Source organism: Spongiimicrobium salis, from assembly GCF_043678055.1.
GTDB classification, from domain to species: Bacteria; Bacteroidota; Bacteroidia; order Flavobacteriales; family Flavobacteriaceae; genus Spongiimicrobium; species Spongiimicrobium salis.
In genome coordinates, this window is sequence record NZ_JBHEQA010000001.1 from 1,146,036 (window position 1) to 1,171,670 (window position 25,635).

Genomic DNA, 25,635 nt, shown 5'->3' on the forward strand with positions numbered 1-25,635 from the left:
TGCTGACAATTAGGTATTTACAATAAAAAAGAAAGAAAATAATTCTCAATGGCAACCACAACCATCACTTCCACAACCCTTAGTGTTTCCTTTTTTGGAAGCGAACAAGGTTTTGGGCAAAAAGAATTTTTTAAGGAGAAAGCCTAAGGCAATTGCTAAAATCAAATAGGCTAATATAGGTTGAATATAACTCATTACTTTATGATTTGATAGGCCGTCAATGCAACAATATAGGCAAAAAAGCTCATAAACACCAATTGGGCCATAGGCCATTTCCAACTGTTCGTCTCCCTTTTTACGATGGCCAAGGTGCTCATACACTGCATGGCAAAAGCATAGAACAATAAAAGGGAAATCCCTGATGCCAAATTAAACAATGGTTTTTGGGTAGCAACATCTACCTCAGCGGCCATCCTACTTTTTATGGTTTCCTCCTCATCGCTACCCACACTATATATCGTGGCCAAGGTTCCTACAAAAACCTCTCTTGCCGCAAAGGAAGTAATCACGGCAATCCCTATTTTCCAGTCGTAGCCCAAGGGTTTTACCAGAGGTTCTATGGCTTTTCCGGCATAGCCAATATAGGAATGTTCCAATTTATAACTCGCGATTTCTTCACTTTCCGCTTTTTCGTAAAGCGTTGTTCTTTTCAAGGATAAGGAATCTTGAATGGCAGCTGCCGTATCTAAATGATGTTGATCGGTCATTTTTACATATAACTGCGCTTCATATTCCTTTAAAACAGTAGCGATAGCCTCCTTGTTATAATCGGAATACCCTTGGGTTTCAATTCTATTCTTAACAATAGTTTCGGCATTTTTGAATTTGTCAGAATACCCATTGGATCCCAAGAACCATAGAATAATGGAAATGGCCAAAATAATCCTTCCGGCCTCAAAAACAAAGGTTTTGGTTTTTTCCAATACCGTATACCCTACATTTTTCAATAAGGGCAACTTATAACTGGGCATTTCTACAACAAAAAAAGATCGGCTTTTGATTTTCAATATTTTGTTTAGCACCATGGCCGAGAAAATAGCCATTCCAAATCCCAATAAGTACAATAACATTAGGGTTAAGGCTTGATAACTGATGCCCAGCACACTCCCTTCAGGAATGACCAAGGCGATGATAATAAGGTAAACTGGCAATCGGGCAGAACAGGTTGTAAAAGGCGTTACCAGAATCGTAATCAAGCGTTCCTTCCAATTCTCGATAGTCCGAGTAGCCATTACCGCAGGAATAGCGCAAGCTGTACCGGATATCAAGGGAACAACACTTTTTCCACTCAACCCAAAGGGACGCATCAATCGATCCATTAAGAAAACCACGCGGCTCATATAGCCCGATTCTTCCAATAGTGCAATGAATAAAAAGAGAAAGGCGATCTGCGGAATGAAAATAACCACACCTCCAATACCGGCCAGGATACCTTCAGCGATCAAGGTCGTTAAAATTCCTTCTGGAAGGGTGTCTTTTACCCATTCACTGACCGAAGCAAAAAAGCCATCGATGGCATCCATGGGGTAGCTACTCCAGTCATATATCGCTTGAAAAATAATCAACAAAATGAGAAAGAAGATGACATACCCAAATACTTTGTGCATCAGAATGCGGTCTAAAGAAGCTCGAAACCCTTTAGCCGCGTTCATATCTACAGTATACGACTCTTTCAAGGCATTATTAATGAATTGATACCGTAAAATAGTTTCTCGTTGCTGTAGTCGTTTTAATTCTCCTTTTGACTTTGTGGCAAAATCCGAAGCATCTTTTATTGTCTTTTTCTCAATGGAGGTAAAATTAACATCTTGGGTTATGACCAGCCATAACTTATAAAGATCCTCATTGGGAAAGGCGTCTTGCAATCTTTTAAAATAGTCCGGAGCAATTCTGGAAGTATCTATATTGGGAGTCACCGACAATTCCTTATACTTCGTTATCAGTTCTTTGATCCTATCAATACCGGTTCCTTTTCGGGAACTGACCAAAGCGATTTTCGTATCTAATCTTTTCTCCAAAGCCTCAATATCCACCGAAATCCCTTTACGGGACATCCTATCGGCCATATTGATGACCAAGATGGTCGGAATTCTTAAATCTTTGATCTGCGTGAACAGGAGAAGGTTCCGTTTGAGATTCTCCACATCCGTGATCACGACCGCGACATCTGGAAAATCCTTGCTCTTCCGGTTCATCAACAATTCTACCACCACACTTTCATCCAAGGAGGTCGTATTAAGGCTATAGGTTCCGGGAAGGTCAATGATATGCGCTTTAACGCCTCTAGGAAGCTTACAGATCCCCTCCTTTTTTTCTACCGTAATTCCAGGGTAGTTCCCTACTTTTTGATTTAAACCGGTAAGCTGATTGAAAACGGAGGTCTTTCCCGTATTGGGATTTCCAATTAGGGCTACATTGATTTGCTTGCTCATAAGGATTCAGGGTCTTCTATAAGATCAAGCGCTATCTGTTCTGCCATTGATCTTCGTATGGCAATATGCGAACCGTTTACATTAATATATATGGGATCCTTTAAGGGAGCTACTTGGACCAGTTCTACTTCGTTACCGGGCAAACATCCCATTTCCAATAATTTCAGGGGAAGAATTCCCTCAGAGAATTCTTGAATAATGCCTTTTTGTCCAGGCGCTAAGGTGGCAACGGTAACTATCAATTTTTATTTAGATTGATTTTAAGTAAGGGCAAAAATAACGGAAAAATACGAATAAAAGGTGTAAAAAAATGATAAAAATGAGCGGAAAAGGCCTAATTTACATAGGTTGCCTTTAAAATTTTCAAATCCTCCAAAAGTTCTTTTATTTCTTCTGGATTTGTGCCGTCATAGGTTCCTCGGATTCTTCGCTCCTTATCCACCAGAATAAAATTTTCGGTATGGATCATATCAAAAGGTCCGCCATCCCCATCTGTTTTCACAGCCAAATAGGATTTCCGCGCCAACTCATAAATATGTTTCTTATCTCCGGTAACCAGGTTCCATTTTTCATCCAACACCCCTTTTTCCATAGCATACTTTTTGAGCTGTGGTACCGAATCAATAACCGGCGTCACGGAATGGGACAACAATAAAACGTCTTCATCATCGCGAATGGCTTCCTGAATGTTCACCATATTTTCGGTCATTATAGGGCAGATAGTGGGGCAAGTGGTAAAGAAAAAATCGGCGATATAGATCTTGTCCTCATAATCTTCTTGAGTGATGGTTTTTCCATTTTGGTTGATCAGGGAAAAATCGGCAATGGTATGGTAATTTTTAACATGGGCAATGGTGGAATCTACCAATTCCGGATTGAAATCTGCCGGATGATAGATCCTTAACTTTTTTTCCGGTTGTAGCGCATTGTAAAATAAAGTGATGATAATTCCTGATAACACTAGGAAGAATAGCGCAAAAACTTTGTATTTGGCAAAAAACGAACGCATTCTTTTTTTGCGCAAAGATACGGCAGCTTTGGCTGTCTTTCAACAATTGAACCCGCTTTGCCCCTAAAAAATTCTTAAAATGAGCGGGGCTACCCCAGTTTCTTTTTTTAAGATCGTGTAAAGCCTTACTTTTGATCGGTTTAAAATTCAAACACGCATTAATGGAAGTATTTATTCAAATTGTACAATTTGTATTCATCATATCGGTCTTGGTTATTTTACACGAATTGGGGCATTTTTTGCCCGCACGTTATTTCAAGACCAAAGTGGAAAAATTTTATTTGTTCTTTGATGTAAAGTTCTCCCTTTTTAAGAAAAAGATCGGGGAAACGGAATATGGCGTGGGATGGCTACCTTTAGGCGGTTATGTGAAGATTGCCGGAATGATCGATGAGAGCATGGACACCGAGCAAATGGCACAGGAACCACAGCCCTGGGAATTTCGCAGCAAGCCGGCTTGGCAACGTTTGATCATTATGTTGGGCGGAGTTACTGTTAATTTCTTCTTGGCCTGGCTTATCTATACCCTCTTATTCTTTAGTAATGGGGATACCTATATTCCTGCGGACAGCTTAAAATATGGTATTCAGGTGGATTCCATTGGAGAGCAATTGGGTTTAAGGACTGGAGATCAAATTTTAGCCATTGACGGAAAAAAGACCAAAAAATTCAACGAAGCTGTAATTGACATCATTTTAGGGGATGAAATTACAGTAAACAGGAATGGAGAAGAAGTGACATTTCCGCTCACGGGAGAAAACAAAAAAAGTGTTTTTGAAGCCCAGGGCCGAAACTTTTTGGGCTATCGTAGAAAAGCCTTGATCGAGAGCGTTACCGAAAATACGGTAGCCAGTAAAGCAGGAATCATGGCCGGAGATGAAATTGTGGGCATCAATGGCAAAGAAGTGCTCTACTGGAACGAATTCCGTGAGATTGTGGGTGCTTCTCCAAATAAGCCTTTAGATATCGAGATAATGCGCAACGGCAGAAAAGAACAGATACAACTTACCGTACCCGAAGAAGCAGCTATTGGGGTTCGTTTAGACGATAAGGATATTACCGTGACGGATGAATACGGTTTCTTTGCCGCTATCCCAGCGGGCTTTACGCGAACGATAGAAGTATTGACCAAACAAGTAAAGCAATTTAAGGTAATATTCAACACGGATACCGGTGCCTATAAGCAGGTAAAGGGACCCATAGGCATCGTAAGTTTAATGTCGCCTACTTGGGATTGGACCTTCATTCTAGGTTTTATGGCCATGTTTTCGGTCTGGTTGGCTTTTCTGAACATCCTTCCTATTCCTGCCTTGGATGGGGGGCATGTGATGTTCTTGCTGTATGAAATGATTTCCGGGAGAAAGCCTAGTGAAAAGGTACTGGAGATCGGTCAGATTGTAGGTTTTGTAATTCTCATGGGGCTTATGGCCGTGATTTTCGGAAATGATATCTGGAATGTGGTTAAGAACTATTTTAATTAGAGGCCCAAGAACATAAGCCATAGAAATCCCCGCCTCAAATGGGTGATATTCCAAGGCTTAGCCTTACAAAAAAACAAGGGATAAAAAGCGGTTAAAAATTTAATGCATAAAACGCTTTTTTTCTTTTGGGTATTAAAAAAATACAATTTATATTTGCACCCGCTTAGCTAGTAAACTAGTGCAGCAACTTACACTCCTCCTTAGCTCAGTTGGTTAGAGCATCTGACTGTTAATCAGAGGGTCCTTGGTTCGAGCCCAAGAGGGGGAGCAAAAATTGGAGAAAGACTTTACAACACTGTAAGGTCTTTTTTATTTACTATAAGTTCCTCTAGCGAGAAGTTCATCCTGAGCGAAGCCGAAGGGAGCCCAATAGGGGGAGCTACATATTAATTTTTGGGTTTATCATCATCTCCCCAAATCATAGACCACCCCTATAAATCGGTCAACATTAACTTTCTATGCTCTTTGGCCCAATGATGAATGGCTACAATGACAGATTCAATACTTTCTCCGTGCTCGGTTAGTCCGTAAACTACAGAATTCCCTGCTACGGTACTTTTTTCTGAATACACCATCTTATTAATTTCAAGGTATCTCAATTCCTTGATCAAGATCCTAGGAGTAATGGCCCCTAGAGTATCCTTTAATTCGGAGAAACGCTTAGGTGCCCCACACAAGTAGGATAAAATGGGCCCACGCCATCTACCTCCGATCAACTCAAGAACATCGGTTACATCCCTAATCCTTATTTTTCTTTCTTCCTCGGTCATGATCGTATTTTAAAAGGCACTGAAATACTTTGACGATAATTGGCCTGTTTGAGGACTAAATTAATTTAAACCCCAGAGAATTCAAATCAGAAAATCAAAAGAAATAGTACCTTAAAAGGTACTAAAATAATTCAAAGATAATTCGTCCAATTTTGAATACTAGAGTACCTTAAATCCTTGAAAATTGACATTAGAAGATGTAAAGAAATGGAAAAAGCATTCAAAAACGACCTCACAAAGAAGTTCGGTAGTGGGACAATAATAACGCATTGGCTTACCGCATTACTCATTTTAATATTATTTCCCATGGGAAAATACATGGCAGATATCGCACCAAATGAAAAGATGGGATTACTAAAAATTCATGCCGTACTTGGAATACTGGTGTTCCTCATGACCATCATTAGAAGTTGGTTGTTTTTTAAGGCTCCAAGACCTGAAGATTTAAAAACCGGCTCCCGCTTTAATGATATCTTAGCGGTTTGGATACATCATGCATTTTATTTCCTGCTTTTCGGAATATCCATTTCAGGAATAGGAGCGATGATTTTGGGGGGTTATGGGGAAGCCCTTATTACTGACAATCCTGATTTAATTTTAAATAAAGATGACGTAATGCCACTACAAGGTCACAATATAATGTCGATCATTATGATGGTTCTTTTAGTCATGCATGTTATTGGCGTGATCAAACATTATATTATAACAAAAGAAAACACAATTCGAAGGATTTTTTGGTAGAACGATGATTGCTATAAAAAATACATATCTGAAGAACCTATCCTCCAAAGAAATTGCGTTGATAATCAATGTATTACCGCAAAGTGTATTGACCTCAAAATATCGCTTAAAAAAGAAACTGGGCATCGACAAAGATCAGGACATCTACAATTTTTTATTGTCCCTTTAATCCTCCCAAAAACAAAAAAAGGACTGTCCTTAGAAACAGCCCTTTTCCCTTATGGGTCAAAAAAGTATATTATATTTTTTTATTGTCTCACTAGCGTATAGCTGGCCACACGCCCTCTTGCTCTTCCTCCTTCTTCTACGGTGAAAAAAGGAATGACCAAAAGATTTCCGTTCTGACCCGTAAGTGGAAGGTTGAAAACACGTTCTTCCCTTCCGTTTACCCTTACAAACAAGAAATTGCTTTCTGTTCTAGTAATTGGAAACACATCTACAACCACACCATTGTTCGTATATCTAAATTCGGTTTCCGTAATTTCAAAACCGTTTACGGACCCCGATGGTACGGCATCCCTATTGATATTGTTCAAATCTGCGGCTAGTTCGTACGCATTCTTACCTGTTCGTACAGCTCCTGTACGGAAACCTTGCACTTCCCATGATCCGATCAATTCGGACAGGTTGCGAACACGGTTCAATGGCCCGGTGGCCGGAGCAAATTCCCTTCCGACATTATTGATTTCGTCCAACAACGTGAGATACTCCCGATTGATGCGCGTTAGTTCCGTAACTTCAGATCTAAAGAAGCCTAATCGTAACAATAGATTAGGATTTGAAATGGCCAATTCGGAGGCCAAGATCAAATTGTCAAAATCACTTCCCCTAAAGGTACCGATAAACGATTCCAACCCTCTGGACACGCTGATCCCTGCATCACGCAATCCCTGAATACTAGTAGGGGCCGTAGTAAGCCTTGCCGTTGCGTTTACGGAAGAAAGACCGTCAGAAGCTTTCATATTTACAAAAGCATCTACATCCGATGTCGTTCTTACTTGTTCAATATTTAATTCGTTTTCCAAACTTTCGCTCTCACAGGATGTGAAAGCGATGGACATTGCTGCCAAAGCAACAACTGCCAATTTTACATTTTTCATAGTTTTTTCTTTTTCTTTTCTTTTTTTACCCCATAAGGGCAACAAATATAGATTCACGGAAGACGCATAAAAATGGACAAATAGGAACATTGCTTGTATTCTTCTTCCTTTTCCAGTTTTCCTTTGAGATAGGCTAAGCCCATAAAGCATAGGCCTTCAAGAATAAAACTCCTGAAGGCCTATTTGTTTACTATTTTCTTGGGGGTTATCTATACAAGGTAAAACTTCCAATAAATTCCCGACGGTCCTCTGCCCCATTTAATTTAATCAAGTACCAATAGTCTCCGGTAGGTAGATTGGCATCATTATATAGACCATTCCAACCTTCAGCATTATCCTCAATTTTATAGACTCTTCGGCCATAACGATCAAAAATGTTAATAAAGATATTAGGATATGCCTCTATATTTCTGGGAATCCAAGAATCGTTCACACCATCCCCATCGGGGGTAAAGAATTTGGGAATTTCAATATCAATGAATTCCATAAAAATCTGAGCGGTACTTTCACAACCATTATCATCCACAACACGCACCGTATAGGTTCCTGTTTCCCGAATATAATAGGTGTTGTCCGTTCCATTGTCCACAGCATTGAAATAATAGGTATAGCCCGTTTTCCCTCCTGAAGCTATGGCCGTTATCTCATTGAAATCCCGTTGTTCCAGTGTTAATGTCAATGGTGCAAAATCTTCTACTTCAAAGTTGATCGTATTGATGCATCCATTGGCATGTGCAATGGTAACAAAATGTTGTCCCGGACTTAAATTCTGAAAATCGGGAACTAAGACCATATTGGAAGTATCCACGGTATCCAGGCCATAGAGCAAATCTGCAGATGTACTATCGTCTTCCAAGGAAAGTACCATACGATTGTTTGGGACATCCCCGCTACATTCATAAACCATTTCCACACGGGCACTGAGATTGGCCCCCGCTTCAATATCGATTAGCTGATTGGTAACACACCCCATGGCATCACGCACAAATACCACATAACTTCCAGAAGCCAAGGCGTTAAAACGCACTCTTCCGGTTACAAAATCTGCATCATTATTGCTGTTTAAACTGGTGCTGTATGGTGGTGTTCCTCCAGTGATCATCACGTCTATAGTACCGTCCTGATCTCCGGCGCATATCTCTGGGGTTGAAACAAGATCCATCTCCAATAGGGAAGGTTCGGTAATCGTAAAATCAAAGACTTCAAAACAGCCATTACTATCTTGGGCGATTACGGTATAATCTCCTGCGCTGAGGCCATCGAATACCGAATCATCATCAAATTGATTCAGGTTGGGGGAAATGGCATATTGATAGCTTCCCGATCCGCCTTGACTATTCAGCACAATGCTACCATCTTCTCCTCCGTGGCAACTGATATTGGTGACCAGCGGATCTATTACCAGGGGTGCTGGTTCTGCAATAAGAATTTCCACCGATGTGGTTTGGCAATCTTCGCTCTGTACACTAACATAATAGGTTCCATGCGGTAAGTCTGCAAAAATACCCTGGTTTTGATACGGTCTGATTTCCGTGCTAAGGCTCTGATCTGCAAAGAGACCGTATTGGTAATTTCCCAATCCACCAGCCGCAGTGGCTTCAATAAGCGCACTGCTTTCTCCATGACAATTGATGACTGCTGCTGAAGTATCCAGCGTTAGCGTCAAGTTTTCTATGGGATCGATCGTGATTTCATTGGATAGGGTGGAAATACAATTAAAACTATCCCGGATATAATATTGATAGGTTCCTGCCGCCAAATTCTGAAACAAATGGGTATTTGCGCCATTGATTTCATTCATCGCATTGAAAGTAACTCCATCCACACTCCACATATAAGGAGCAGTTCCACCGGTAGCTGTCAATTCCAATTCTGCGGCCACCTGGCAGCTCAACAAAGTGGATGTCAACAAGAACCCACCGGGTGCAACGGGATCGATAATTTCAAGAATATTAGATTCAAAAGTACAATCCATATCATCCAAGACCGAAATGCTGTAGAAACCGGCACCGAGATTCGTAAAGGTCGGAGTAGGTTGCGAAGCGGTTTGCTGCAATACAACACTGCCTAAAGCATCACTATAGGTATTCAGGATATATCGGTAATCCGCACTAACATTCCTTGGGTCTAGCGTGATAGATACCGAAGCATCCGTATCGCCTTCACAGTTCAATGCTGTCGCCGTAATGTTGCCCGAAATGGCATCTGGCAAGAGCAATTCAAAGGCATTGGCAAAATTCCTTACACAACCCAGGGCATCCGTCACTTCAATATCATATTGCCCAGCCACTAAGTTTTGGAAAATATGCATATTCACCTGGCTTATAGTACCTGATGTTCCAGTATTGGTATTTGTCCATTGAATATCATAGGGCGCCATGCCTCCCTGAGGTTGAAGGGTAGCACTACCTTGATCATTGGTACAGCCTACACCAATTGTTGTAACGGGAGCAAGAGAAATAGCCGCGGTGGGCGTGCTAATGCTAAAGGTTCGTAATTGTGTACAAGCGGGGAAGGAATCTTGTGTTACTTCCACCACATAATTTCCGGCCGGGACAGCTATGGCCATTGTTGGGCCAAAATCAGGGCTAGTTCCCATAAGAATAGGGGCTCCATCATCCGAGCGATCTGCTGGCGTACCATTGGTATTGTAAATGTTCCAACTGAAGCTGCCCGAATACGTGGCATCCGCCATCAGAAGGCGAATAGTTCCATCGTCTCCAAAACAAACGGCATCGGATAATTTTTCTACGGTGACATCAAAGGTATTGGGCTCTTCCACCACATGATCGATAGTAATTTCACAAGCCGTATTTACATTTCTAATCACAAAAGTATAGTTCCCCACGGCCAAGTCGGCAAACTGATTGGATGCCTGGAATACACCTGAGGACAATAGTGCAAATTCATAATTTGTTGGATTGGACGTATAGTTTGATATACTTCCTGTAACATCAATGGTAATATCTTCTCCCAGATTACCACAACTTATCGCATCATCAATACTTATAGAAGCATTGATCAATTGATCATAAGCCGGAATATTTACCCGTGTTTGCGCACTACAACCTGTATCATCATAAACCCTTACAAGGATATCTCCACCGTTGAAATCGGTAGAAATATACGTAGCATCGGAACCATTTTGAAGGATCGTACCACTACCATCATCCTCAAATTCAAAGCGAACAAAATTCCCACTCCCGCCAAGGATACTTGCCGTATTGATGCTGATACTTGCGTTGTTTGTTGTATTTCCGCTACTACAGCCAAAAGGGGTCACTGTAGGAAGGTCAAAACTAATGTCATTGGGTTCATCCACTACAATAGTACTTATGGAAGTGGTACAACCATTAGGGCCTGTCGCTATGACTTCATAGGTTCCTCCAGGGAGGTTTTCAAAGGCATTGGTCGTGGCATTGAAACTTCCATTGTTCGGAATCAAGCTATAGGTCAAAGGATTATTCCCATTATTGACTTGTGCCACCACGATAGTGCCATCCGTGTTCCCAAAGCAACTTATAGCTGTGGGGATTGCTGTAAAATCGGGTACAATTGCAGGCGGTATTTCTAAACTAAAGGTTCGGAAACATTCTGGGCTGGCCGTATTGTTATCATAAATGGAAACCGTATAGGTTTCCGCCGCCGTAATCGGCACCCTTAGTGGAGGTACCAAAGCTTGCCGGGCCACCACTGTCCCGGAAGTATCTTGAATTTCATAATCATAACTTCCCGAACCGGAAGTCACCTCTAACAAGAGTTCTGCTTCTTGACCTGCACCACATCCCAAGTTCTCAGCAACAACAGCCGTTGCCTGTAGGCTTGGATGTACTTCAATGCTGCTCGATGCTGTACAACCATTGCCATCCCTAATAAAAACTGTATAATTCCCCGGGCTTACATTGGTAAAAACACCTGCATTATCTTCATAAGTGGTCCCCCCATCCAAAGAGTACAATATATGGGGAGCACTACTCGTCGCATTGATCGTAACACTGGGAGCGCTAGTACAATTATCGACGACCACACTGGAAATAACAGGATTTGGGGACAGATCCAAAGCAATACTTCCCAAGGGATAGGAACAACCATATTGATCACTGATTTCCACCGTGTAATTTCCTGCAGGGGAGTTCGCTGGGATTTCCACGGGATTATCCGTAGTTCCTGTTATTGTGGTAAAGGGAGCCGGACCCGTCACGGTATAGGTATACATTCCTCCTCCACCTTGAATGGCGTTTATGGCAATCATCCCCCCTGCCTCACAACTAATATCCTGAATTTTGTTCAAGTTCGCGGTAATGGGATCCAATTCTTCCAAAAGATCATTTTCGCTACCACTGGAGCATTGTGTTAGGCCACCGGCATCGACCTGAGTGACTACAATATAATATTCTCCCGCCGCCAAATTGGAAATTGTCACAGTATTGGTATAGGCAATATTTCCTCCACTGGAAGTAACGACATTATCATTGATATCAAATAGGGTCCAATTCATATTGGGTTCGGTGACTCCGTCCGTATCCGTAATGGTATAGGTAATTTCACCGTTATTGGCCCCATTACAGGAAGGCCGTACAGTGGCAATAATTTCCATAGGATTTGTGGTAATATCATTTACGTTGACATTACTTTGGCGCACACAACCGTTATCGTCCCTTACATAGAACACATAGGTCTTCCCAGGAACAAGGCCTACCCATTCATACATTCCGTGTCCTGCCGGCACCGTATTTCCAAGGATATCCGTAGCACCTCCTAGAATCCAGGTGGCCGTGGCAATATCAAAATTGGCCGGATCGTCGGAAAGGGCATATTCGTAGGGAGCCACGCCTTCACTTCCCTGAACCCGTACGCGTAATTCATCACAATTCACCACAACGGCCGAAATCGTGATATCCAGATCGTCCAAAGGAAAAGGAATAATAAAGGGCGGAAGATCGGTTTGACAGACGGTGTTCCCTGCACCATCAACGGTTCGCATGGATGGTTGGACCGTATCTCCGGACAAATAGCCGGTAAGCCGATCTGTAGTTCCGGGAACACTGTTGTCCCCGATCCAGGTAGCGCCTCCATCGGCACTAAATTCAATAGTTCCCAAAGTGGTTGGATATCCACTGAATTCAAAGCCAAAATCGTTTACATCTCCTGTACAGGTAGCCGGAGTAACTCCGGTAACCGTTGCCGTCAATTCATCGGGTTGGGTCACCTCAATATTGCTAATCGTTTGCGAACAACCACTGGAATCCGTTATGCGAACGTTATAATTCCCCGGTGTTAGATTGAAATAAGTTTTGGTGGGCGAAAGCACAAAAAACTGTATTTGATTGGATACGCTATGATCCAAATCGATCAATTCAAAAGTGTAGGGTGCCAATCCCGAACTAATATTGACGTCAATACTTCCTTGATCTCCAAAGCAGACCGCTGCGGTAGGCGTAGCGGTAAAGGCAAGGGTAGGATTACTGGAAACAGTAACCGTTTCCATAAATTGACAATAGGGAGAAGTACCACTATGGTCTCTCACATAAACATCATAATCCCCAATCGTGGCATTGGTAATGCTTAAGCTACTTGCCGATCCGAAGTCGCTATCTTGAACAGTGGTTCCATTATTGACAAAGGCGTATACAAAATTCCCATCGCCTCCTGAAGCATTTACATCGATACTCCCATCGGCACAGGCACTGACATTCAAAACATCCACTTGGGCCGTTAATCTTGGCAGAATATCAACAATAGTTATATTGGAAGTACAGCCAAAGGCATCCGTTACCTCTACATCATAACTTCCATCTGAAAGTCCACTGAAGGTATAGGTATTGGAACTCGCAGGCGTTGGAGCGACCCATGCCCCACCATTAAGGCTAAAATTATAATTCCCATTCCCCGCATTTACAGTTACGGTAATGCTCGCATTGTTTTGTCCATCATAGCAGGTGGTAGCACTTACATCAAAGGCAATCGCAACCGGTGGGTTAATGGTCACGGCAGTCGTGGAAACTTCCTCACAACCATTTTGATCTCTCACCCGAACCACATAATCCCCATCGGCAATATTGGTGAAGGTGCTATTGGATTGATAGGCTACAACTATGGTGTTGGAGCTATCTTCCAACTGATATTCATAGCTTGGGGAACCTCCAGTGGCAGAAGCTTCCAAAGTCCCTCCTGTAGTAAAACAGCTAAATGCGGCGGTCTGACTTAAGCTGGGTACGATAGGCGCGGGTTCGCTCAGCGTTGCCGTTAAGCTTGTTGAACAAGTTGTATCATTGACTCGTCTGACATCAATAGTGTAGGCCCCATCTCCTAAATTTGCCGTGGTAGTAACAGGTGAAACCAAGGAACTTATCCAATTTACCCCTCCGTCAAGAGAGTATTCAAAGCCCGTTGCAGCATCAAAATTGGCCACTTCAAAACGTATGGCGCCATCAGTATTTCCAGGACAACTTGGGGCTATGGTTCCTAAGACCGTTGCCCTAAATTCTTGGGCATCTTCCACTTCTACGGCAATATCTACGGTTTTTTCACAGCTTTCCGGAAGCTGGTAGGCCTCTATATCATCTAAAATAAGGTGATTCCCAAAATCACTATTCAAATTGGTGCGCAGTACAATATCCACGCTAGTATTTGCCCCAGGATTTAGAACAACCTGGCGATTATGCCAGTCGTCCGCATTGGAATTTTTAGGAATTTCCGCCGTGGCGATACGCTGAATTACGGTACCGGTACCATCTACCAGTTCGATCAATATTTCGGGATTATTCCCCGTAGCCGTAGTACGCAACAGGTTATAGGCCCAAAGGGAAAGATTAATCTCTCTATTGGGCAAAACTTCAATACCTCTTCGCGCCCAAAGCACGTTCATATCTCCCGCCAAGGTACTTACCGCAATGGCCAAAAACCTTCCATCGGTAAGCCCTGTATGGTCATTGGGATTTCTCCAAAGCGGAATGGGATTGGTCACCACATTGGTAACCGTATACTCCCCGTTGACCAAAATTCCAGCCGGTCCAAGATTACAATTGGTCATTGTTCCATCTTGGGGTTCATAACAATAGCCCGGTCCTATCTCAGCGATCGATGTAGTGGGCCCTGCACCAAAACCTTCGTAGAACAAATTGGTTCGGCTCAGCGTATTTATCGGGCTATACCCTATGGTCAGGTTGTGGGTCCCGTTGGTCACATTGGTAAATATTGCATTATCCGAAGGGGTATTAGTACTTCCGTTGAGCGCATAAGAATAGCCAAAGTCCGCAGTATTGGAGGGTATGGCCGTAATTGTACCCAAACCATCACAATCATAGGTAACATTTGTGGTAAAACTTGGATCCGGAACTTCATTGGGTACGCTCAAATCCATTGGGAAAGTACAACCCAAATCATCCTGAATCACCAATTGGTAATCTCCGGGCGATAGGCGTTGTTCATTGATGGCCGTAAAACTACTCCCTCCATCAAAGCTATACTGATAAGGAGCTTGACCTCCATTCGCATTGATTATTTTTACCAAAGCCCCGCTCGGATTACAGGAAGCATCCTCAACAATGGCAGAAGAAGCGGTAAGCCTAAAAGGTTGGTCGATCTGATAGTCAAAGTTTTCTACACAGGCCGTTGATCCACTACCACTGGAATCCATTACCGTAATGGTATATTGCCCTGCTGCAAGATTGACGAAAGTAGCTGCTGCCTGATAGCTAAGTCCTCCATCCAAACTGTATTGATAAGGTGCGGTACCTCCAGTAACCGCTACGGTCATAGAAGCCGTAGCACTATCTGCACAGCCAATAGGGGTATGGGATGCGGAAATGGACAACCCATCCAAATCTTCTACGCGCACGGTATTGGAAAGAGCATAACACCCACTCCCATCCCGAACGATAAATACATAATCTCCTTCTTCATTGGGAAAATAGGTCGGCGGGGTACCACGGTATCCAAACAAAAAGCTTGGTGTGCTCTGATAGGCTGTATTGGGCACGCTGGGTTGATCGGGATATAAGGGTACACCATCTTTACTCCAAATGGCCATTTCGTATACCGGATTGGGTTGTCCTCCAGAAGGGGTCAAGTTTACGATTCCCGCAGTACAAGTGATATTTGCTGCCGTTACGGCACCCAAACTAAGATCGGGAATACGCGATACCGTAATTTGTTGCTGATCAAAACAACCATCCTGGGTACGGGTAATCACGATATAGTTTTCCGGATTTACATTGGAAAAGATATAGGTATTGTCATTCAATGCAGGTTGACTGCTCACCAAAGATCCCTGTCCCCCGTTGCTTCCATCGTCCAACCGGAGTTCATAACTATAATTGGGGAGGGCATTCAATGCTTGGACCGAAATGGTTCCCAGGTCATTGCAATCTGCCGGCGTACTGCTTAAGTTCACCCTAAAATCCCGCTCCAATATCCCAATATCAGCAGTTTCAAAAATACAGCTGCCTACTATTGGAGTTCCATCAACAGGACTTAATTGGGTAACCTGAACTTTATAGGTCCCATTGGTGTTGATATCAAAATTAGGTCCATTGTTCGCCGAAAAAGGAACGACCACACTATTATCTGAAATATCGATCAATTGAAAACCATAGTCAGCTCCTATATTGGTAATACGTATGTTTCCAGGAGTACTGCATAAGATGTCTGAAGAGATTACATCGATATCCAAATTGTTTTTGAACACATTAAAATAAAAACGGCTAAAGCATCCATTTTGGTAGTTGATCGTAACACTGTACTCCCCTTCCTCCCTAAGGGTAATATTATCACCATTGGCCACGGTGTTCCAGGTACAGTTTCTATTTTTATTGGCACAATCATCTCCGGTATCCGAGCAACTAGCCTCATCCAATTTGGTCCAAACAATACTCTGGGCATCGGTAATTCCCAATTGAATCGTAGCTTCATCATTAGCGCCACATAAAAAGATTTTGGGCAGTATATCTCCATCTATAGGACAGGTAGCTATTTCTCCTTGTAGATCATTATCTGGATTGACATCACTGTTCACTTGATTGAAATAGTCTACAATGGGATTGGTTTGTGTTGCACCAAAACGCTCTACAGTAATTCGTTCCACGAGATCAGGACAGCTTCCATTGGCAGATTTCTCCACAATATATTCTCCAACAACAGTGACCAACAACGTACTGGGATCTCCGTCTGGATCTCCATCGTTCAAAGGCGTATCCGCAGCATCCACTTGTCCATTCCCGTTGGTATCCAACACCCAATTATAGGTAACAAATCCCGCTCCGGCGGCCAATACTACATCATCACCACAAAGTTGAACGGTTCTGGATTCATTACAATTGGTCAAATCATTCAGGATGGAATTCCGGGCCACTTCTGGCGTTCTGGGACAAGCCGTTATGCTATTGGATCCATTTTCATCGGTAAAAACATTGGGATTCGTTGTCCCTTGATAGGTAGAAAAAGCTAAGTTTTCCAACTGGGACGAGCAGGCGGCAACAAAATCCGAACAACTCGATGCAATGGTCACAGCAATTCTAATACTATATTCCGGATCTCCTACTTCTACCAAAGCATCTGGAATGCTAAAGTTTAAGGTCCGCGTAGCTGTATCGTAAGTATAAGTCGTCCCTATGGCGTCCGAGGTATCCACATTGTCCAAAGTGACATTATGGGGCAATACATCCCGAATACTATAATTTATGGCATTATCGTCTCCCGTATTTTGAAACCGCAATACGTATTCAAAACTTTGTCCAAGGCTTACGCCTTGTCCATTGATATCGTTGCCTCCCAAGTCTTCAGAAGTATTTCCCAAAAGGATTTCCGGAGCAACCACTGCAGTATAAGATGCTGTGGTGACTGTACCATCCGTAGGATCTACCATAGGCACTCCTGTTCCATACACCCCTCCATCGCCTCCATCGGCATTGGCGTCTTTATAGAACTCATTGGCATCGCTACAGCCATCGCCATCACTGTCTAAGTCTAAATGATTGGGAATACCATCAGTATCCAAATCACAAGCCGCTGTATATAGAAGGCCACTCATATTGGTGGGTCCGGTAAGGGCCTGTCCCACAGTAAGCGTATGGTTTCCAGAAGAACTCCAATCATAGCTAATAGCCGGAGTGGTGAGCACCATAGGCTCCAAGGGGCCGTTGGAAGTTCTGGACCCCAAAAGTTCAAAGTTCCCTAAGGCGTCTATCACTATACGCAATAACGGCCTTCCCGGAGAACCGGATAAGGTATATATCTGGGCTATTCCATTCTCCCCGTAGGTAGTACCATCCAAAAACCTAGCTTGGTTTCCTATGGTATTTTGAAATTGAATTTCCCCTGCGATATCCGTTCCATTGATTTGAAGGTTTAAAGAGTTGTCCAGACTGAAAATATCAAGGATAAGGTGATTTGGCGTACTAGACAGCGGACTGATATGTGCCATGCCTCCAGAAATATTAAAACTTGAGCCATTGCACTCTTCTTCATCATAAATACCATCATTATCATCATCCAAATCTGTACTGTCATTAACTCCATCATTGTCATAGTCATTGTGCACGGTGATATGTGCAGAAAGATTGTCTTCCGTAATATTATTGTCTATTTGATCTTGAGTGTTCGTAACGGTATTTGTTAGGCTCAATAAGGGCAAGGTATCGATCTCATCGCCGCGAACTTCCAATTCCAAAACTGCAGTTTCGCCTGCATTGAGCCTTCCAATATTCCAGAGATTCCCATTCCATGTTCCCGAAATGGTAAAGCTGGATACTAGGGAAAGCCCCGTTGGTATATTATCGGTGATTTGAAGGTTGGTCACCGGACCAATCCCTAAATTCCGAACGTGGATTCTGAAGGTAGCCGTCTCCCCTTCCATAATTTCTGCCTTGTCCACCGTCTTATTGATGACCACATCAGGATCACAATAATAGGCTGAAATAGGTTGTGAATCATAGGTACAGGGTCCTTTGGTTCCTCGAACAAAATAATCTCCCGCAGTGGTAGGAGTATAACTCGGTCCGTTGGCGCCAGGAATAAGCACGCCATCACCAAACCATTGATAGGCATCAAAATTTCCGGTAGCCTCAAAAATAGAAGCTCCGGCAAAACAACCGCCTCCGCCTCTAATTTCCAAGTTTACTTCGGGCACGGTATCGAATCCTGAGAAATATCCTGCGACACCTCTTGCACCATTAAATCCAAAAAATCCAACGGCAATGGGTCCGGTAGATCGCACACTTACATCTCCATTTAAATTCGGGATAAAAAACGTTTTCCAATCGGTGGATCCCGCTACCGGTACTGAAGCCGGTAATGGCACAACACCACTTCCATCGTTCACCACAATATTTGCATCCGGTGTATTTACCGCAGCAATAATGGTGACACCCCCATTTACGAGCGTCCCCGCCATATTTCTGATATCCGGAATATTATCCATAACATCAGGAAGCAAACAATTTACGGGAGCTACAAAATTAAGGCCTTGGGTATATACTTGACTTGCACCAGCCATACATTGGTAGGCGTATACATCTTTTGAGGTTTGCACAAACATATTGGCACCCACGGTATTGGAGGAATAAAAACTGCTGGGAACCTCAAAATATTCCCCATTGTTGATTGTGGCTACCGGAGTGGCAGACCCATTAATAAAAATCTGGGTGTTATCTGCAGTAGCAATAATCAAGGGAAATTCTGTAGCGCCATTGGTACCGCCATTCCCCCGAACAAATACATAATCTTTTCCCAATCTATTTTCAGGTACCGGCTGATCGATTCCGGCATCACGGTTTCCAGAATTTTGCTGTCTCCCAAAATTTAGGGACCCATTGCTGATCACGATATCCTTATCAGATACAATTGAGGCTCCTATCCATCCATCCCGATGCGCCGGAGATTGGGCCAGATACGCTTCAAACACAAAAGATTCATTCGCATTTAAGGTAATTTGATAGGTGTCCGCCGTAATGCCTCCAACATTATTCTGCAGCCTGAACTCACATGCCGGGTCATAACCAAAAACATTGACAACCGTATTATCTTCCGTTGCCATAATTCCCAAGGTGTTGGATTTGGAGCTGTGTGCTCCCAAATTGGGAACACCTCCCCATTTAAAACGGGTTCCCATAGCCACGCGACCTTTGGAGGTCAGAGAAGCGGCTTGAGCCGAGGAATACCCTCTGTAATTCACATAGAATCTATTTCCACTAGGGGATTCAAAGCGCAGTCCACTATTATTGAGTACAATTCCGGTATTGCTATTGTTTACCAGCGTAATATTATTATCGCCGTTCCCCAGCGTATACACTGCCGGATTCACATTAGAAATGGAGAAGGTAGCCACTGGGGTGGGATTGGTTCCCCGGTATGCATTTACCGTAAAGGTAGTAGGTTCTGGAGTAGATAAATAAATAGCCTGTTGACGAATGGCCTGATTATTCCGACCTTGTTTTAAAGGTGGAAGGTAATGTAGGTCACTCAATTGCGCATTGCTGGAAAAACAGGCTCCTATTACCAATAACAAATAGAGCAATTTCCGTATCATGGGTTCAACGTTTATAAGATTTGGCTACTTTGAACTCCAAAACAAATACAACTTAATGGCTTCAGCAATAATATGTTGTCAAACAAGGCAATTTTGTGGGTAACCTTAGCCTGTCGGAAAAACGGCAAGATCGTAAGAAGTTCATAGCGGTCTTTTCCGAAAATCCGCTATGAAGAAATACCAGTCGTATTAAAATTAAAAATGGAGGTATCTCCGCTTTAGGAAACACCTCCATTTTCACAGGACAGAAAACCTGTTAATTGTATATTCTAATATCATTTCCATTAGCTTCCAAACTTTGGACATATCCTGCAGAATTGGTAGATAGTTCCCCACGAACATCCACATCTAAATTCTGGATATTGGGATTGGTATTGACCAAATTCCCTAGAAACGCTTCTACTTGAGCGGCGGAAACAAATTTATCGGCAAAAATTTTCCCAACGTTTTGAATGGAAGACAACCTAAAATCCAACGTTCCATCGGCGGGCATACCTTGATCGGTAAGATGCGTGACTTCCTCTGCACTAACCAACTGACTTACATTAAATACTTCCAAATCATTGGATCCCCAAATCACTAGTTTCGTTCCTACTTGGGAAAGTGCTCCAAAATCGGCAGCCAACAAGGCAGGATTTTGATGAATTCTCATTTCTCTGGTCACCTCTGTCAATACAGGAAAGGCCATATTTTGTAGTTGATTGTTCTCCGAAAAATCCAAGTTTGCATTGATGAACGACAAACGTTCAAAATTACTTTGTGTAAGCAATGGATTGGCCTTTATTAAAAAATTTCCAGTACGTATCTCTTCCAAAAGTGGAAAGTTAATGCGTGAAAGCTGAGTACAGGAAGATATGGACATACTTCCCAAATGGACATCACCATTGTTATTCCCGCTCGTATCGGTACTTATATCGCCGATCACACTGCGCAATTGTGGGAAATCGATTTCTTCCAGTAGGGCCACATCACGTAACGTAAAGCTTTTGATTTCTTGCAAGGCATTGAAATTCATTTGGGCCACTATGACATCCTGAAACAATAACCTCCCATCAATAGTTTGTAATTGTGGAAAATTCGCATTTTGCATGGAAACGGAAGAAATAAAAATTTCTTGTCCTACATTGCTAAGTCTTGGAAAATTTATGTTAGTATTCCCGTTCCCAACGACAACCAAACTTAATCGATCTAGGCTTTCCAATCGATCGGCGCGAATCTCGTTTAAAGCTGTGCTTTCTGCAATGGATAGCACTCCAGTAGTCCGGAGTACAGGAAAACTGATTTCGGTGAGTACCGTATTATTGCTCAACTGAATTTGATCGTCTACCCGTTCTAAATTAGGGACAAGCACCTCTTCAAGATCCGCATTATTGAAAATCAATAACCGATTTCCCAATGCGGTGAATGTAGAAAGATCGATCTGCGTTAATCCAGTGGTATTACTTATAGTAATCCAAGTGGTCAAGGTGCCTCCGTCCCGATCAATAATGGCTTGGGCCTCTTCATTGGAAATAGCTCCTTCAATGGTAATTACCGGAAGGCCTTCTTGCATGGAACTACCATCTTCTGGAGGGGTATTGTCCGGGGACGATGGATTTGTAGGATTCTCACTCTGGGGAGTCATGTCTCCTGAAACATCTTCGGAACTACAGGAAGAAAAGGTCAAGGATAAAATGATTCCTAATTGTAGTAGGTTTTTTTTTCGAAATAACATAAAGAAAAGTTTTGGTTGGTTCTGTTTAACGCGAGGTCTTTTTTTATATTGCATCAATGGTTGATCCATCTAGATTAACTAATTTACACGCCAAAATCGGGAAGCATGTCAAATACTACTTTAGAAGAACAAGAACAAACGGCCCTGGAAAAGCATTTTGAACCTTTTAGATATCAAGTCGTTGGCCAAGATTCCACTTTTGAATCGGTCTATGGGCCCCAAAAGCTTTTATATGCAGATTGGATCGCCAGTGGTAGGTTGTACGGTCCCATTGAGGATACCATGAGAAATCAGATTGGGCCTATGGTGGCCAATACGCATTCTTTTTCCAGCGAGACCGGAAAGGCTTCTACCTACGCCTACAAACATGCCCGAAGTATTATAAAACAACATGTCAATGCCGGGGAAGAGGATATATTGGTCACAGCGGGTACGGGTATGACCGGAGTACTTTCCCGTCTTCAGCGTATAATGGGCCTACGATGGCCAGATGCGATAAAGCGTGAAGTACAACTTCCGGAAAGTCAACGCCCCGTAGTTTTTATCTCCCATATGGAACATCACTCCAATCAGGTCCCTTGGATGGAAACCATTGCTGACGTGGTCATGATACCTTGTGACGAAAACCATTTAATTTGCCCTGAAAATCTTAGGGCATCTGTTGAAAAATATAAAGATAGGCCTCAAAAAATTGGCGCTTTTACCGCCTGTTCCAATGTTACGGGAATTATTTCACCCTATCACGAACTGGCTAAGGTAATGCATCAATATGGAGGTATCTGCATTGTTGATTTTGCCGCTTCTGCACCTTATGTGTCCATGAATATGCACCCAAAAGATCCGCAGGAGCGTTTGGATGCCATTTTATTTTCCCCCCATAAATTTTTAGGTGGCCCTGGAACCTGTGGTGTCTTGGTCTTTAACAAAGTGCTCTACAACACCTCTTGTCCGGATGTGCCCGGAGGTGGAAATGTAAAATGGACCGACCCTTGGGGAGCCTATGAATATCATGATGATATTGAAATCAAAGAAGATGGGGGCACTCCTGGTTTTCTGCAGGTGATGCGAACCGCACTGGCCATTCGCTTAAAAGAAAAAATGGATACCGAACGCATTGCGCAACGGGAAGAAGAGCTATTGGATCTCTGTCGCTCCCAATTCAAAGAAATTCCCGACTTGTTCATTTTGGGTGACAATGACGAAAAACGCATTGGAGTCGTATCTTTTGGAATCAAAGGTATCCATTACAATCTTGTGGTACGTCTACTGAACGATCGTTTTGGCATCCAAGTTCGTGGAGGCTGGTCCTGTGCCAGTACCTACAGCCATTATTTATTTGATATTGGTGCTGATTCTTCCAAAAATATGATGCAGGACATCAACAATAAAAATTTGATCGATAAACCCGGGTGGGTACGCTTATCCCTACATCCCATTACCTCAAATACGGCACTACTATTTATATGCGATGCCATTAGACAGGTAGCTCTGAATATTGAGGAGTGGAGGAAAGCATATACCTACAACCCCAAAACCAATGAGTTTGATTTTCACGGCCCTGGGGATGAAAAAATAATACAAACCGTAGAAAAGTGGTTTGCGCTATAAAAAACGGAATATAAAATCCTTTTAAAAGAAACCTCGACATGACCGTCGAGGTTTTTTTATGGATTTAAGGGCGCCCTTAAATTTATCAATATTTAAAGATGCGGACATGGGCTTGCCCAAAGAAAGACTTATCTTTAAGGATCAAACAAAAGGATTACAAAATTATGACCAAAGCCCTTTATATTGCCACCTTGGAATCCCACAGTGGCAAATCTCTCGTCGTGCTGGGACTCATGCAATTGTTGTTGGGAAAAATAGGAAAAATCGGCTATTTCCGACCTGTTATCGATGATTTAAAAAACGATGAGATCGACAATCATATCCATACGGTCCTCTCTCATTTTTCGTTGGACCTTAATGCTGAAGATGCCTACGCATTGACCCAAAGTCAAGTAGTAGACATGTTTAATGATGGCAGGCAAGGCGATATTTTAGATATCATTATTGCCAAATATAAGACGCTGGAAGAGCAATTTGATTTTATTTTGGTAGAGGGCAGTGATTTTTCCAGTGATGGGAGTATTATTGAGTTTGATCTTAATATTGATATTGTCAAGAATTTGGGAATTCCCGTAGTACTGATCGACAATGCCAAGGGAAAGACTTTAGATGAATTTTGCGGCAATCTGGAATCGGCCGTAAATACCTATATCCAAAAAGATATTGAAGTATTGGGCGTTGTGGCCAATAAGGTACGCCCAGAAAACAGAACTGTAGTTTTAGAGCGTTTGGTGGAAGAACTTCAAGAGAAAACACTGGCTTTTACCGTGCCAAGGGTAAAGCAATTATCGCATCCTACCCTAAAAGAAATTTTAGATGCTCTAGACGGGAAGGTACTTTTTGGCAAAGAAAATCTAGACAATCAAACCGGTAGTTTTGGTGTAGGGGCCATGCAATTACACCATTACCTGACCTATTTACGCGATAATAGTTTAGTGATCACCCCTGGAGACCGATCGGATATTATTTTAGGGGCCTTGCAGGCCAATCTATCGGAGAATTATCCTAATATTTCGGGTATTGTCCTTACCGGAGGACTTGTTCCAGAAGCTTCCATTCTTAAGCTTTTAGAAGGTTTTGAAACCCATGTTCCCATTATTTCGGTACAACAGGGCACTTTTGATGCTACAAATTCCGTAGGAAATATAAAGTCTAAAATCTATGCAGAGAGCAAGCAAAAAATTGCCACTTCTATTTCACTCTTCAACAAGTATATCGATGGGGAATCCCTATTAAATAAATTAAAGACTTTTGAGCCGAAGGGAACCACGCCGAGAATGTTTCAATACATGCTCTTGCAAAGGGCCAAACAACAACAAAAACATATTGTACTCCCGGAAGGGGAAGACCCCAGAATCCTAGAAGCCGCCTGTGAATTGCACAGCTTGGGTATCGTACGAATAACACTTTTGGGCAGTGAGGAAAAAATCGAGAAAAAGGCGATTGAAATGAACCTGGATATTTCCAATATTCCCATCCTCAATCCGGGGGAAGCCGAAAATTTTGATGCGTATGCAGAAACTTTTTATAATTTGAGAAAACACAAAGGTGTAAATATGGACATGGCGCGAGATATGATGCTCGACGTCTCCTATTTTGGTACCATGATGGTATATCAAGGTGATGCCGATGGCATGGTTTCTGGTGCCGTGCATACTACCCAGCACACTATACGTCCTGCCCTACAATTTGTAAAGACCCGACCGGGTATCAAGGTAGTGTCTTCCGTATTTTTTATGTGTTTGGAAAACAGGGTTTCTGTTTTTGGCGATTGTGCCATCAACCCCAACCCTACCGCAGAACAATTGGCGGAAATCGCTATTTCATCTGCCATTTCGGCCCAAGCTTTTGGTATTACGCCTAAGATTGCTATGCTTTCCTATTCTTCGGGAAGTTCTGGAAAAGGAGAAGATGTAGATAAAGTACGGCAAGCTACGGCATTGGTAAAAAGCAAACGTCCCGACTTACAGATCGAAGGGCCTATTCAATATGATGCTGCCGTAGATCCCTTGGTCGGAAAGAGCAAACTTCCAGATTCTGAAGTTGCAGGACAAGCATCCGTATTGATTTTTCCAGACCTCAATACAGGCAACAACACTTATAAAGCCGTACAACGGGAAACAGGGGCTTTGGCCATTGGCCCTATGTTACAGGGACTCAATAAACCTGTGAACGATCTAAGCCGTGGATGTACGGTGGACGATGTTTTTAATACGGTAATTGTAACTGCTATCCAGGCCCAAGAACTTTAATT

General features: G+C 42.6%; 12 protein-coding genes and 1 tRNA gene. 6 read left to right on the forward strand and 7 right to left on the reverse strand.

Annotated elements, in window-relative coordinates; genetic code table 11:
- Positions 1-194: 194 nt before the first annotated feature.
- From feoB to ACEXOE_RS05280, 3 genes are all read right to left on the reverse strand, one after another.
- Entirely contained in the window at positions 195-2,432 is a 2,238-nt protein-coding gene (gene feoB, locus ACEXOE_RS05270) for a ferrous iron transport protein B (RefSeq protein WP_394747689.1), read from the reverse strand.
- Complete coding sequence (locus ACEXOE_RS05275) at positions 2,429-2,674, reverse strand: FeoA family protein (protein WP_394747690.1); 246 nt, start codon at positions 2,672-2,674, stop codon at positions 2,429-2,431. The genes feoB and ACEXOE_RS05275 overlap by 4 nt, the downstream gene beginning before the upstream one ends.
- A gap of 92 nt (positions 2,675-2,766) precedes the next feature.
- A complete protein-coding gene (locus ACEXOE_RS05280) occupies positions 2,767-3,441 on the reverse strand; it encodes an SCO family protein (protein WP_394747691.1) in 675 nt (224 codons plus the stop codon).
- 161 nt (positions 3,442-3,602) lie between these two features.
- Between ACEXOE_RS05280 and rseP the strand changes: the two genes are divergently transcribed.
- Both rseP and ACEXOE_RS05290 read left to right on the forward strand, forming a co-directional pair.
- Positions 3,603-4,922 (forward strand): RIP metalloprotease RseP, encoded by a 1,320-nt coding sequence (gene rseP, locus ACEXOE_RS05285; RefSeq protein ID WP_394747692.1) that lies wholly within the window; start codon positions 3,603-3,605, stop codon positions 4,920-4,922.
- Positions 4,923-5,116: 194 nt separating this feature from the next.
- Positions 5,117-5,190, forward strand: a tRNA-Asn gene (locus tag ACEXOE_RS05290).
- A 163-nt stretch (positions 5,191-5,353) separates the two neighbouring features.
- Here the strand turns inward: ACEXOE_RS05290 and ACEXOE_RS05295 are convergent.
- Positions 5,354-5,692: a winged helix-turn-helix transcriptional regulator gene (locus ACEXOE_RS05295; protein ID WP_394747693.1), complete on the reverse strand. Its 339-nt coding sequence runs from the start codon at positions 5,690-5,692 to the stop codon at positions 5,354-5,356.
- A gap of 207 nt (positions 5,693-5,899) precedes the next feature.
- On the opposite strand from ACEXOE_RS05295, the gene ACEXOE_RS05300 reads away from it, so the two are divergent.
- Both ACEXOE_RS05300 and ACEXOE_RS05305 read left to right on the forward strand, forming a co-directional pair.
- Complete coding sequence (locus ACEXOE_RS05300; RefSeq protein ID WP_394747694.1) at positions 5,900-6,433, forward strand: cytochrome b; 534 nt, start codon at positions 5,900-5,902, stop codon at positions 6,431-6,433.
- A gap of 4 nt (positions 6,434-6,437) precedes the next feature.
- Positions 6,438-6,602 carry a helix-turn-helix transcriptional regulator gene (locus ACEXOE_RS05305; RefSeq protein ID WP_394747695.1) on the forward strand — a complete coding sequence of 55 codons (165 nt, stop codon included), beginning with the start codon at positions 6,438-6,440 and terminating at the stop codon, positions 6,600-6,602.
- A gap of 79 nt (positions 6,603-6,681) precedes the next feature.
- Here the strand turns inward: ACEXOE_RS05305 and ACEXOE_RS05310 are convergent, their stop codons facing one another.
- From ACEXOE_RS05310 to ACEXOE_RS05320, 3 genes are all read right to left on the reverse strand, one after another.
- Complete coding sequence (locus ACEXOE_RS05310; protein WP_394747696.1) at positions 6,682-7,533, reverse strand: hypothetical protein; 852 nt, start codon at positions 7,531-7,533, stop codon at positions 6,682-6,684.
- Positions 7,534-7,738: 205 nt separating this feature from the next.
- Positions 7,739-20,059 (reverse strand): T9SS type B sorting domain-containing protein, encoded by a 12,321-nt coding sequence (locus ACEXOE_RS05315; RefSeq protein ID WP_394747697.1) that lies wholly within the window; start codon positions 20,057-20,059, stop codon positions 7,739-7,741.
- 256 nt (positions 20,060-20,315) lie between these two features.
- Entirely contained in the window at positions 20,316-21,773 is a 1,458-nt protein-coding gene (locus ACEXOE_RS05320) for a hypothetical protein (RefSeq protein WP_394747698.1), read from the reverse strand.
- Between the two features lie 105 nt (positions 21,774-21,878).
- Here ACEXOE_RS05320 and ACEXOE_RS05325 point away from each other — a divergent pair, with 105 nt between their 5' ends.
- A complete protein-coding gene (locus ACEXOE_RS05325) occupies positions 21,879-23,381 on the forward strand; it encodes an aminotransferase class V-fold PLP-dependent enzyme (RefSeq protein WP_394747699.1) in 1,503 nt (500 codons plus the stop codon).
- Positions 23,382-23,545: 164 nt separating this feature from the next.
- Positions 23,546-25,633 carry a phosphate acetyltransferase gene (pta, locus tag ACEXOE_RS05330; RefSeq protein ID WP_394747700.1) on the forward strand — a complete coding sequence of 696 codons (2,088 nt, stop codon included), beginning with the start codon at positions 23,546-23,548 and terminating at the stop codon, positions 25,631-25,633.
- The last annotated feature ends 2 nt before the right edge of the window (positions 25,634-25,635 follow it).

Bases quoted from the DNA above. Each gene is read 5' to 3' on its own strand.
- ACEXOE_RS05305 (WP_394747695.1), top strand. From the start codon at position 6,438: ATGATTGCTATAAAAAATACATATCTGAAGAACCTATCCTCCAAAGAA.
- feoB (WP_394747689.1), bottom strand. From the start codon at position 2,432: ATGAGCAAGCAAATCAATGTAGCCCTAATTGGAAATCCCAATACGGGA.
- ACEXOE_RS05300 (WP_394747694.1), top strand. From the start codon at position 5,900: ATGGAAAAAGCATTCAAAAACGACCTCACAAAGAAGTTCGGTAGTGGG.
- rseP (WP_394747692.1), top strand. From the start codon at position 3,603: ATGGAAGTATTTATTCAAATTGTACAATTTGTATTCATCATATCGGTC.
- ACEXOE_RS05310 (WP_394747696.1), bottom strand. From the start codon at position 7,533: ATGAAAAATGTAAAATTGGCAGTTGTTGCTTTGGCAGCAATGTCCATC.
- ACEXOE_RS05325 (WP_394747699.1), top strand. From the start codon at position 21,879: ATGTCAAATACTACTTTAGAAGAACAAGAACAAACGGCCCTGGAAAAG.
- ACEXOE_RS05280 (WP_394747691.1), bottom strand. From the start codon at position 3,441: ATGCGTTCGTTTTTTGCCAAATACAAAGTTTTTGCGCTATTCTTCCTA.
- ACEXOE_RS05295 (WP_394747693.1), bottom strand. From the start codon at position 5,692: ATGACCGAGGAAGAAAGAAAAATAAGGATTAGGGATGTAACCGATGTT.
- pta (WP_394747700.1), top strand. From the start codon at position 23,546: ATGACCAAAGCCCTTTATATTGCCACCTTGGAATCCCACAGTGGCAAA.
- ACEXOE_RS05320 (WP_394747698.1), bottom strand. From the start codon at position 21,773: ATGTTATTTCGAAAAAAAAACCTACTACAATTAGGAATCATTTTATCC.
- ACEXOE_RS05315 (WP_394747697.1), bottom strand. From the start codon at position 20,059: ATGATACGGAAATTGCTCTATTTGTTATTGGTAATAGGAGCCTGTTTT.